Genomic DNA, 12,381 nt, shown 5'->3' with positions numbered 1-12,381 from the left:
GCACCTCAATTTTTTTATTTTTCCAAATGTTCACCAGCGTTGCGATAGAAATCAAAAATGCTTTTGCCGTAGATATATGGAATAAAGGCGCCACTTTCTAAAAGCGTCAGATACTCGGCTTCATCAACCCAACGGGCAGCTATGACTTCAGATTCCTGTAAAACAAGTGCTTCAAGGGGGATATCTTTAGTAATAAAATAAATCTCATCCCAACCTTCGTGAAAGGCAAACGTCATTCGGCTAGCTACATTTTTAAGCTGGACAGTAATTCCCAACTCTTCAAATAATTCTCGTTCAGCCGCTTGATAAATTTCTTCGCCGAAGTCAACTGCCCCGCTGGCCGTGAAATCCCAATAATTTGGCCACGCAAATTTATTTTCTTTACGCTTTTGAATCAGCAATTGTCCCGCTGAATTAAAAACCAAGACTGTCACCACAAAACGATAGTCATCTTTCATCATGGGGGTATCCCGTAGATGATATTTCTCCATTGTTTGCTTTTGGGCATTGTAAACAGATATTTTTTCCGGCATACTAAAACTCCCTTACTGAAAATTTTTACTACAAGAAAGGATACCGAAAAAATGACGGACTATCAACTAACAGATTATCAAGCAGCCAAAAAATCACTAACCTCGACCCTTCATAAAATTGAGCAAGCGGTGCTTTCTTTAGAGGAAAAGCAACGAGCCGGAAAAAATCTTAAAGCGCATATTACGTTGTCAAAAGAGCGCATAAAAGCTTTTAAGCTAGCCCTTTATTTGATTGAAAAAGAATTAGCCCAGAGTCAAAAAAATCTGTGAGTGTCAGAATTTCTAACACTCACAGATTTCTTTTTAGCGAATTTCGACTGCAAATTGGTCGATTAAGTTTTTAGTGATTTTTTCCATAGCTGCATTAATTTCTTCGTCGGTTAACGTCGCTTCGTGATTGACAAAGGTCAAACTGTAGGCCAACGACTTCTTGCCAGCTTCAATGTTTGCCCCTTGATAGACATCGAATAGGTCAACATTTGTTAAGAAGCGACCGCCAAATTCACCAATCGTTGCAACAATATCGCCACTAGCAACCGTCTCGGGAACCAACAATGCGATATCTCGGCTAACGGAAGGATATTTTGAGACTTCTTGATAGACTAAAGGCGCTTTTTCAACAGCCAATAGAGCCTGCAAATCAAGTTCTGCAACATAAGTTTCTTTAATATCATAAGCCTTAGCAACTGCTGGATGGACTTGGCCGATAAATCCGACAACTTGATTATCCAAGACAATTTCGGCTGTTCTGCCGGGATGCATTTCTTTAATGGTAGTCGTTTGGACAAAAGAAATTTGTTCAGCTAAGCCTAGCTCCTCTAAAAGCGTTTCAACAATCCCCTTCAACAGATAGAAATCAACTTTTTGTCCTGCCGTTTGCCAATCTTTATCCTTCCAATTTCCACTGATTGCCAGACCTAAATGTTTTACTTCTTGAGGCAAATCTTTTAACGGATCATGTTCTTGGAAGAAGACGCGGCCAATTTCATACAGCGCAACATTACTATTTTTGCGGGCGCTGTTATACGCAACATCATCCAGTAAGCCGCTAATTAAATTTTGCCGCAGAACTGAGCGTTCTTCACTCATTGGCCAGTCTAAACGGGTTAATTTCGTTGGCTGAACGGTAAATTCTACTGATTTTTCCGCCGTTGTTAAAGCGTAACTGATGGCTTCACTCAGACCACTGCCTTCTAAAATGCCACGAATTTGACGAGTCACCCGCTGTTCAGTAGTCAGACTGCCGGCAACTGTTTCTCCGCTTGGCAAGGTGGATGGCAAGTTGTCGTAGCCATAAATTCTAGCAACTTCTTCAATGATATCTGCTTCAATAGTAATATCCCAGCGTCTTGGCGGAATGGTAATTGAGTAATCCCCTTCAACTACTTCATAGCCAAAGCCTAAAGCTGTTAAAATTTCATTGACCTGCTCTTCGGTTAAATCGGTTCCTAAAGACCGATTGATTTTAGCTAAAGTAATGCCGACTAAAGCATCCTCTGGAATAATTTTAGAACCTTCTACGGCACCAGATAAAACTTGACCGCCAGCTAATTTAGCAATCATTGCGGCTGCCACATCACAGGCCTCTGCAATCGTCGCTTGATTAATCCCCTTTTCAAAACGAGTGGAAGATTCGCTGCGCAAATTAAATTGCTGAGACGTTTTGCGAATGGAGACACTATCAAACATGGCAGCTTCTAGGGCAACCGTTGTAGTCGCTTGATCAATTTCTGAATCTAAGCCCCCCATTACGCCAGCCAAGGCAACCGGATTTGAGCCATTGGTAATGACAATATTTTCTGGTGTTAAACTTCTTTCAACGTCATCTAGCGTAGTTAGTTTTTCTGCCGGTTCTGCTCGACGCACTAAAATTTCTTGACTGCCCAATTTATTGTAGTCAAAGGCATGGAGCGGTTGGCCAAATAATAAAAGAATATAATTGGTGATATCCACGACATTATTAATTGGTCGAATCCCTTCGTTCATCAAACGATTTTGTAACCATTGAGGACTTGGGGCAATTTTGACATTTTCAATTACGCGAATCTGATACGCAGGCGCATCTGCTGTATCTGCCACGGTAACTTTAATTTTATCGCTGGCTTTTTCGGCCACTTCGACTAAAACTTCATCATTAAAGACTGGCGTTTGACGATAGATAGCACCAACTTCATAGGCAACACCACGAATACTTAGAGCATCCGCTCGGTTAGGTGTAATCGATAAATCAATGATCGCATCATCCATCTCTAAGTAAGAAAAGACTTCAGTTCCTACCACAGCATCTTGCGGTAAATAATAAATGCCATCAGCGAATTCTTTAGGAATGACGCTGTCTGAGTAGCCCAGCTCCTGTAAAGAACAAATCATGCCGTTAGAAACTTGGCCCCGCATCTTGCCCTTTTTAATTTTGACATTGCCGGCAATCCGAGAGTTTGGTAAAGCCACGATGACTTTGATGCCGACTTTAACATTCGGTGCTCCACAGACAATCTGTGATAATTCCGCTTCACCGATATCGACTTGGCAGATTGAAAGATGATCTGAATCAGGATGTGGAATACATTCTTTAACCTCGCCGACGACAATTTTTTTCAAGCCTTCAACTGGCAGTTCCACGCCTTCTACTTCAATGCCGGTTAACGACATTTGCGTTTCTAAATCCTTTGCGGAGATATTGCTTAAATCCAAATATTCCCCTAACCATTTATATGAAACTAACATTTAGTCTATTCCCCCTTGAATTGTTCTAAGAAACGTAAGTCGTTTTGATAAAAATAGCGAATATCGTTGACGCCATAGCGCAGCATCGCGACCCGATCTGGTCCTAAGCCAAAGGCAAAACCAGAATAAACTTCTGGGTCAATGCCGGACATTTGCAGTACATCGGGATGGACCATGCCGGCCCCTAAAATTTCAATCCAGCCGGTATATTTGCAGACATTACAGCCAGCCCCGCCACATTTGAAACAAGAAACATCTGTTTCAACAGAAGGTTCGGTAAAGGGAAAATAACTTGGTCGCAGGCGAATTTTGCGATCGGCGCCGAACATTTTTTTCATCACCACTTCAAGGGTGCCTTTTAAGTCCCCCATCGTAATGTTTTTGTCGACAACCAAGCCTTCAATTTGGTGGAATTGGTGACTGTGGGTGGCATCATCGGTATCACGGCGAAAAACTTTTCCCGGCGAAATCATCCGCAGAGCGCCTTTTGAAAAATCATGTTTTTCCATCGTCCGTGCTTGGACAGGTGAAGTGTGGGTCCGGATTAAAATTTCATCAGAAATATAAAAAGTATCCTGCATGTCCCGAGCGGGATGATTTTTCGGTAGATTCATCCGTTCAAAATTATAATGGTCGCTCTCCACTTCAAAGCCTTCTACTACTTGATAGCCCATGCCGACGAAAATATCTTCAATCTCTTCCATCGTTTGCGTCAAGATATGACGAGTACCTTGTTTGACTTGTGCTCCTGGCAAGGTGACATCCAAAGTTTCCTTTGCTAATGCTTCATTTAAAGCATCAGCTTCTAGATCAGTTTTGCGAGCTTCAATTGCTGCGGTAATTTCATCACGAATAACGTTGGCAAAACCACCAACTTTCGGACGATCTTCAGCGGATAAATCCTTCATCCCTCGTAAGACCTCAGTAATCGGGCCTTTTTTTCCTAAGGTTTCCACGCGAATCTGATTTAAACTGTTTAAATCAGTTACGGCTGCAACCTTTGCCAATGTTTCATTCCGCAACGTTTCTAAAGTTGCTTGGGTTTTTGCTAATGACATGTTTCTCCTCCTATTTTTAAGTGGCAAAAATAAAAAACACGAGAATTCATTCCAACTAAGGAACGAGCTCTCGTGTTACCATCCTAATTCACAAAAAAATCTTTGCGCACTCAATTTTTTTAACGGTCTGACCGGTCTAAAAGACAAACTCCGGAAGTGAACTTCATTTTTCGACAACTCAACCTGCTTACAGTCAGTGACAGGTTTTCCCTTTTCAGTGTCAGCCAAACTACTCTTTTCCATCAACGTTTTTATTTATTCAATTGACAACAGTGTACTAAACTTAATCGAGAAAATCAACTGCATTCTGCATCAGTCAGCCATTTATCCCCCCATTGGTGGATTTGTGTCATAGCCAAACGCAAGTCTGCGCCTTTTTTCGTCAATAAATACTCGCTGCGATTATTTTCTTTACAGGAAACTTCTCGGGTAACGATGCCTTCACGTTCCAACTCTTTCAAGCGTTCAACTAAAAGACGATCGCTGACTTGAGGAATTTTGCCGGCAATGTCAACAAATCTTTGCGGCCCATTATCTAATAAGACTTCGATAATTAAACCGTTCCACTTTTTGCCAAGAATTGAAAAAGTTTTTTCAAACTTGGGACAGATTGCGTAATTAGAAATTTGTACTTGCTCCATTCTTATCACCTCATTAAGTGATTATAGCACATTACTTACATTTTGTAAGTGAGAATGCCTAGCCCTTTGCTTCGATGTCAATCACTTTACCAGATTCTAACAAAATAAGAAAAATTTTACTCACCGGCAACTTCTCCGCTTGACTTAAAGCCTGCTGATACAAGCGCAACTGTCCTTGGTGTCGTTGGACAACTTCTTGAAGTTCTACAGCATCGTCAGGGTTTTTTAAATGATCCGTTTTGAAATCATAGAGATAAATTTCATTTTCTAAAATGACGTAACCATCAATAATACCATGAATCAAGACTTGATCAGCTTCTGTCGGGTAATCTGAAAAAATATCATCGGCTTTTTTCAACATTGAGAAAGGTTGCTCTCTTTTGACTTTATCAGAATGGGCCAATAAAAATTGGCCAAAGTCTTGCTCGAAAAATTCTAGAATCGCTGGAACTTTAATTTTTTTCGCAACAGCTGCTTCAAAATTATTGGCTGCTACCAAGCGCTCAATCAAAGCTTCAACGGTTTCGACTGCTGGTTTTTGGTCAAGGGGTAATAGCTGCAACACGCGGTGAGTCGCTGTTCCAATAACTGCGGCTGTCGGTTCTGCCTCTGTTGCTAAAAAATTCGGCACAGCCAAATCATCCGCGACGTAGCGATGACGCTTCATCGCCTTTTCCTGACTGCTCTCCCACAAAAGTTTTTCAGAACCGGTGTTGTCAGGATCGTCAAAGACCCGTTTTATTTCAGAAACCGATTGGTAGCTAGTAGTTTCAGTGGCTTCTTTAAAAGGATAGCTGAAATTTAAAATTTTCTCTGCTCGATCAACAAATTCCTGTGTCGCAGGTTGTTGACTGACAGAAATCTCGATATCAGCCGCTTGTTTTTCTAACTGCTGATAGCTGTGTTGTAAATCATTTTCTGTGTACCAATGAATGCTAAAGTGACTAGGATGCTTCGCTAATGCGGGTAAAATCGCTTCTTGCTCGGTAAAATTTTTAATATCTGGATGGCGAATTAAAGACCAACCTAACCAGTCCATAAAACTGCGGGAGGTTTGCATCCTTAAAGTTGTGGGTAAAACCAAGCCGTCATCGGCTGATTTTTCCGCCATCTGCCACGTCTTCAGCAATTCTTCTTGATTTTTGTAAGAGCCAACTAAAAAAAGTTTCTGCTCCGCGCGAGTTAAGGCAACATACAGTTTGCGCAACTCTTCTGAGAGTAACTTGCGAGTTTTCAATTGGCGAATGCCATTATAAGGCAGCGTTTGTTTGCGCACACGGGAAATCTGGTCGAGATATTTGATGCCAATGCCGGATTTTTCATCAAAGATATAATTGGCTTGCGTGTCCGCCATATTAAAGCGTTTTGACATATCCATCAAAAAGACAATTGGAAATTCTAAACCTTTACTCGCATGAATGGTCATGACTCGTACAGCATTGCCGCTACCTTTGGCAATCGGTTCTGCTAAATCTTTATCCTTCTCCTGCATCTTTTCTATAAAGCGGATAAATTGATACAGACCACGATAACTACTGTTTTCATAATCCTTTGCCCGATCTGCTAAAGCTAATAGATTAGCATAGCGTTGATCACCAGCTGGCAAGCCTAAAACATATTCTGGATAGGCTGTCTCTTGGTAAACCTGCCAAATCAGTTGGGCAATATTGCGGCGGCGCACTAGATTGCGCCAGCGATTCAGCTGGTCGAGAAATTCTGTCACCTTTTGCAATAAGGGACCTGTTGTGCTATATGACAAAACTGCTTCGTAAAAACTGCCATTTTTATTAGCCATCCGAATTTCTGCTAGCTCCCGCTCGTTTAAACCGACCATCGGCGAACGAAGAATTGCCGCTAATGGAATATCTTGATAAGGATTGTCGATAATTTGTAGCAGCGAAATCATCGTGCGGACCTCTGTGGCTTGGAAATAATTTTCCGCATCGTTGACTTCAACAGGAATGCCCAAGCGTTTAAAAGTATCCATAATCGCAATATTATTTTTCTTTGTTGGGGTTAATAGGACAATGTCACGATATTCTGCTGGTCGTTCTGCTTTGGCATCTTTGTCGTAAAGTAAAAATTGACTGTCAATCAGCTCCCGAATTTTTAAGCCCGTCATCAACAGCTCGCCATCAGTCTTATCCTCCAACAGCAGTTCATTAATTGCACTGCTGTCGCCAATCAACTGGTCAATAACTTCTGCTTCGTCACTATTTTCCTTCGCTTTTTCATATAGTAGCAGCTCCGGTTGAAAAACATCTTTTTGCGGGAACTGCCCAAAGCCGGCGACCAATTTGGCTGCTTCATCATAAGCAATCTGCCCCACCTGTTTGTCCATCAGCTGTTCAAAAATTAAATTGGTAAAATTAATGACTTCCTTGCGGGAGCGAAAATTATCCGGTAGCACAATTAGGCGACCATCAGAATTATCGGCTTCCTTAAACTGTTCAAATTTACCAATAAATAAAGTCGGATCAGCCAAGCGGAAAGAATAAATCGATTGTTTGACGTCTCCCACCATAAATAAATTTCCCGGCTGATTTTCGGGATTGGTTAAGCGGCGAATAATTGCTTCCTGCAGGCCATTAGTATCTTGATATTCGTCCACTAAAACCTCTGAAAATTTATGACGATAATATTCTTGGGCCTCTTTGATGCCTTTAGTATTTTCAGTTTGCAAAATTTGCAGGGTCAAATGTTCTAAATCATTGAAATCTAAGACACCTTTTTGTCGTTTTGCCAGAGCATAGCTTTCCATAAATGCTTGTCCGACACCAATTAATTCTTGGATTAAAGGACGGGCTAAAGCAATTAAGCGATTAATTTCAGCTGGTAAGTAAGGGAGAAAATCTTCTCTAATTGCCGCTAATCTTTTCTTGGCAGCGTTACGGGCTTCTCTAATCTCTGTAACCGTTGTTTTTAATTCTGGGTCTCTGATTGGTGGAAAGCGCAAAGCTAAATCAGGATGGTCAAATAAAGCATAAGCAGCTTCAAAATCTTGCGCTTTCAAAGCTGTCAAAATTGCTTGGCAAATTGCTTGGCTGCCAAGCATCACAGGAATAATGTTTGCCAATCCTTCTGTGGCTTCAGCCGCCAGCTTCAATTGCTCAAAAAGCTCTGCCTCCGCTGCAACCATTTCCATCATCAAGGGCAGCATTTCCTCGGAGAATAATTTAGATTTTTTTAAGCCCTCTTCTTCCGGATAATTATCTAAAAGTTTTGACAGCCAAGCCTCCGGGTCGGGATTGGCTCTGGCAAATTCATATAATCGATAAACTAAATCAGTCAGTCCGTCATCACTGCGGTCATTGGAAAAATTAGCGGTCAGCTCATAAAAAGCAGCCGGTACCCCCTCGGTATCGTCATAAAATTTTTCCCGCAGTGCTTCCCAAACATCTTCTTTTAACAATAGCGTTTCAGTCTGATCTGTCAACATTCGAAAGACTGGATCTAAATCAATCAAATAATAAAAGCGACGAATCACTGTCAAACAAAAGGCGTGTAAAGTTGAGATATTGGCGGCTGGTAATTTTACTAATTGTTCTGTCAACATTTGTCGTTCTGTCACTGAAATTTCCGGTAGATTAATTGTTTTCCGCAACTCTTTTTGAATCCGTTCCTTCATCTCACGAGCAGCGGCTTCGGTAAAGGTCACAATCAACAATTCATCAATCTTGACGCCTGTTTTCAGCTTTTCAATCACCCGTTCAACTAAAATGCGGGTTTTACCAGAACCCGCTGAGGCCGAGACTAAAATATTTGTACCACTGTCGTAAATGGCATCCCATTGCGGCTGGGTGAACATCACGTCGGTTGGTTTTTCTGGAATATTACTCATGCTCTTCGCCCCCAATGCGTTTTAAAACTTCTTCTTTTGATAATTTTTCTAAACGATGGTAATCGTTCCCCTTCATTAGTACGTCGAAATTGCAGACACTTCTAAACGGACAAAAATTACAGGCCAAAGGATTTTTATTAATGTAGGCGGGATTTAAGGCAATTTCTCCTGATAAAATACGATTGCCGGCGGTTTTCATATTGTCTTCGTTGTGCTTGCGCAATAAATTCAGCTCGTCTTCGGTGTAAAATTTATTTTGTGAACGGCCGGGGCTATATAAATCTTTGGCATTTTTACTCACTGGAAAGACGTTAGAAGTTTCCGATTTTTCTAAATCCGGAGCCATCTGCTCTAACACTTCAGGGTCGTTAACAAACAGGCCGTCATACTTAAAGGCTGTCATCGTTTCTTTGGCGATATCCTGATCGTTTTTCAATTCAGGATTTCTGACGTGGAGATAATAAGCCCCCGCTGGTTTAACATCCTCCTTACCAACTAGTTTTACCGCATTCATCAAAGCGACATCTAGATAAGTCAATAATTGCATCGTTAATCCGTAATAGGCTTTCCAAATTTCAAAGCTGTGCTTACTGGATTTATAATCGACGACACTGAGAAATGTTTGCTGACTCTCTGGAGAAGTCGCTACATCAATCCGGTCAATAATCCCGCGGACTGCTAGTTTGCCATGATGATTTAGCTGGACTTCTTTACCGGCAATGCCTTCTTTTCCGAGATTGCTGCCAAAAAGTAATTCGGTTTGCATCGGCGATAATCCGGTGGCTTGACTCTGCCGCTTCAAGGCCCAGCTGACCTTATGAATTGTCTGTTTCAATTGGTAGCGAATATATTTCATTCGATTGCTTTCATTTAAAATGGTGAAGCGGGCTTCGCCTAACACCTTGATTAAGACTTGCTCCGTTAAGTTTTGCACCTCTTCGTCGCTGATAGTCGCAAGGCTGACTTGCATTTGAATGACTTCTTGTAAAAAACGGTCCAATGCATCGTGGAAAAAATCACCGGTGGCTGCCGGAGACAAACCGTAAATGTCCCGCTCTTTTAAAGCCAAACCATAGGTAGCGAAATATTTGTATTCGCAATTGAAAAAGTTTTCTAAACGGGACACGGAAACTTTTAACTGATTGCCATAAATCGCTTCGACTAAATCAGCAGACAAAGGCACCACCTGATTTGCATAATCCAAACTTTTAAAAGTCTTTTCAGTGGTGGCGGCTAATGCTGAGCGCTGCAGTAAATTTTTCAGCACCTGCCATTTTTGTGGCAGGAGAGCCTTTTTATCTTCTGTTAAACTTGCATCGATTGACAAGCGTTGCAAATAAGTTAAATCCCCCAGCAAACTGCGATAGGTTCCCAGATGCTTATCAGCCGCTGCTTCCAAAGAAATGCCCTGTGCCAGCTCAAAATCCAAGCCGAAATAATTGGCAATATTTTCCACATAGGGCGACACCTGCAGATTTTTGTCGGTATCTTGGTTGCCGGCATAGCTTAAATACAATTCCTCTGTTGCTGAAAGAAAAACTAAGTAAGCAGCAAAAGGCTCACGATTCATTCCCTGTGTGGTGGCATCAAATAAATATTTTTGTTGGACATCCTCAGCAAATAAATGATTAATAAACACTTTATCTTCTGAGCTTAGCAGGCCGGTCATTTCAATTTTTTGCGGAAACACTTGATTGTTCAACCCAACTGCAAAGGTGATTTTTGCCTGATTAGGTCGAGCCAATTCTAAATTATTGATGCGCACTTGGTCTAGGGCGCTGGGAATCATGCCGTAATTCGCATTTTCCATGCCAGCCTCTAAAATCTCTTGAAAGACTTCCCATTCAAAGACCTCAGTCCCATAAATCGAGACATATTCTTCTAAGAGATGAACCAGTGTATTCCAGGTCTGCTCATGATTTCTGGCAGCCTCCAAATTCCCTTGATTAATTTCTTCACTGCGCCAATCTAAAAGGCGCTGCTTAACGCCGCTTGTTGCCAAAAAATTAAACAGCTGAGCGGCCGCTTCTTGACCGGTCTGGCTATTTTCTAAATTAGCAAAAAAATCAAGGAGCTGTTGGCGAAGAAAATTGCGGACAAAATTGGCTTTTTGTTCCTCTGGTTTAATGTCTTCCTCTTGGCCTTCCTCAAAATCATAGGCATATAGATGCCAATCCTGTTCATTTTTCCAGCTATAGCCTTGAAAATTATAGGCCAGCGCAATATTTTCTGTTATATCTACCAGATCACGAAAACGATTGGCATGACTAAAGTTTTCATTGCCAAAAGGAATTTCCTCTGGCACTAATAATTCAGTGCGTAAAAGTCGCATGATGTCATTCAAACGGAAATCAAAAGTTTTGATTGCAAACAGCGCTGATAAAAACTCGACTAAAGGATGCTGCTCCATTTTGACGGACTCGTCCAAATAAACCGGCAGCGCTAATTCTTTAAAGACTTCGGCAATTAAATTGCCATAGCGGTCTTGATCACGGACTAAAACTTGAATATCTTGGTAGCGATAGCCCTCTTCTATCACTTTTTGACGAATTTTGCGGCCAATCCAGCTAATTTCTTCTTTTAAATTTTCTCCCCGCATTAAATGCAATGCTGAAACTGATTGAGGAGCTGGCGGAATTGCTTGATTACTTTGGCTAGTTTCCCAAAATTTTTGCAGCGCCACTAAATCAGGATGAACCTGACTTTCGGCAGCAAAGAGATCATTGCTAATCGGCACAGCTTTTTTTCTAGCGAGTTGATAAAGCTGAAAATAAAGTTCACTGGTATCGTAAAACAAATCAATCTTATCCATTGGCTGATCGTAGCTCTTTTTATCTAACAATAAGCTGACAGTCACCGATGCTTTTTCCATCAATAAGCTAATCAGCTTGATTTCTTTCGCTGAAAAGTGCGAAAAGCCGGTAATCAGAAAATGGACTTGGCTCAAATCTACTTCCTGTAAATACTCAACCAATTGATCCAGCAAGTCACCTTTAACTAATTGCGTCTGCCAAATGGTTTCTTCAAAGGCCGCCATTATTAGACTTAAATCCTGCAATTTTAACTGCTGATCGGCGGTCTGGTCATTTGATTGAGCAGCTTTTTTTAAATCTGCAGAGGTTAAATTCCCCTGCAGTAATTCTCGATACAAGGTATAAAGCTGACTGATAAACCCAGTTTTATTGATTTCACCCCGAAAAACCGTTAACTCCTGTTCATAGGTTGCTAAAATTTTTCGAAAAATCATACCGCTGCTAGACTCACTCAAATAACTTTGAACAAAATCCGGTGACTGCTGTAGGTAATACCAAGCCAAACGCTGTAGACTAAAGACTTGTAAATTTATAGCTGAAAAATCCTGTTCTTGATCGGCAAATTTTTGTAAAATTTCCCGCTCTTGTTCGAATTTATTAAAGTTAGGCACCAGAAAAAAAACTTGCTGTTGGGCAGTCAGTAATTCTTTGGCTTCTGAAATCAAAGTTTCCCGATGATTTCGACTGCCGGTCCCTAAGATAAATTTTAGACTCATAACATCCTCCTTCAAACTGTTATTACCACATAAAAGGTTGTTGATTCACTGTATA

The 12,381-nt window shown here is 41.1% G+C and carries 7 protein-coding genes; 1 reads left to right on the top strand and 6 read right to left on the bottom strand.

Annotated elements, in window-relative coordinates; translation table 11 throughout:
• Nucleotides 1–14: 14 nt before the first annotated feature.
• On the bottom strand, nucleotides 15–533 hold the full coding sequence (locus tag ACYSNU_RS13220; protein WP_461737678.1) for an NUDIX hydrolase: 519 nt from the start codon (nucleotides 531–533) through the stop codon (nucleotides 15–17).
• Between the two features lie 51 nt (nucleotides 534–584).
• On the opposite strand from ACYSNU_RS13220, the gene ACYSNU_RS13215 reads away from it, so the two are divergent.
• Nucleotides 585–803 carry a hypothetical protein gene (locus ACYSNU_RS13215; RefSeq protein ID WP_461737677.1) on the top strand — a complete coding sequence of 73 codons (219 nt, stop codon included), beginning with the start codon at nucleotides 585–587 and terminating at the stop codon, nucleotides 801–803.
• Between the two features lie 33 nt (nucleotides 804–836).
• Here the strand turns inward: ACYSNU_RS13215 and pheT are convergent, their stop codons facing one another.
• From pheT to ACYSNU_RS13190, 5 genes are all read right to left on the bottom strand, one after another.
• Nucleotides 837–3,257, bottom strand: coding sequence for a phenylalanine--tRNA ligase subunit beta (pheT, locus tag ACYSNU_RS13210; protein WP_461737676.1), 2,421 nt, complete (start codon nucleotides 3,255–3,257; stop codon nucleotides 837–839).
• Between the two features lie 5 nt (nucleotides 3,258–3,262).
• Complete coding sequence (gene pheS / locus ACYSNU_RS13205; protein ID WP_461737675.1) at nucleotides 3,263–4,315, bottom strand: phenylalanine--tRNA ligase subunit alpha; 1,053 nt, start codon at nucleotides 4,313–4,315, stop codon at nucleotides 3,263–3,265.
• Nucleotides 4,316–4,611: 296 nt separating this feature from the next.
• On the bottom strand, nucleotides 4,612–4,956 hold the full coding sequence (locus ACYSNU_RS13200) for a winged helix-turn-helix transcriptional regulator (RefSeq protein WP_265457322.1): 345 nt from the start codon (nucleotides 4,954–4,956) through the stop codon (nucleotides 4,612–4,614).
• A 58-nt stretch (nucleotides 4,957–5,014) separates the two neighbouring features.
• The gene (gene addA, locus ACYSNU_RS13195) at nucleotides 5,015–8,797 is read right to left on the bottom strand and encodes a helicase-exonuclease AddAB subunit AddA (RefSeq protein WP_461737674.1); all 3,783 of its coding nucleotides are present in this window, start codon (nucleotides 8,795–8,797) and stop codon (nucleotides 5,015–5,017) included.
• On the bottom strand, nucleotides 8,790–12,326 hold the full coding sequence (locus ACYSNU_RS13190; protein WP_461737673.1) for a PD-(D/E)XK nuclease family protein: 3,537 nt from the start codon (nucleotides 12,324–12,326) through the stop codon (nucleotides 8,790–8,792). The genes addA and ACYSNU_RS13190 overlap by 8 nt, the downstream gene beginning before the upstream one ends.
• Nucleotides 12,327–12,381: the final 55 nt, after the last annotated feature.

Source organism: Enterococcus sp. LJL120, from assembly GCF_054871765.1.
Note: the sequence above shows the minus strand (reverse complement) of the source record. Positions and strands in the feature narration are given on the sequence as shown.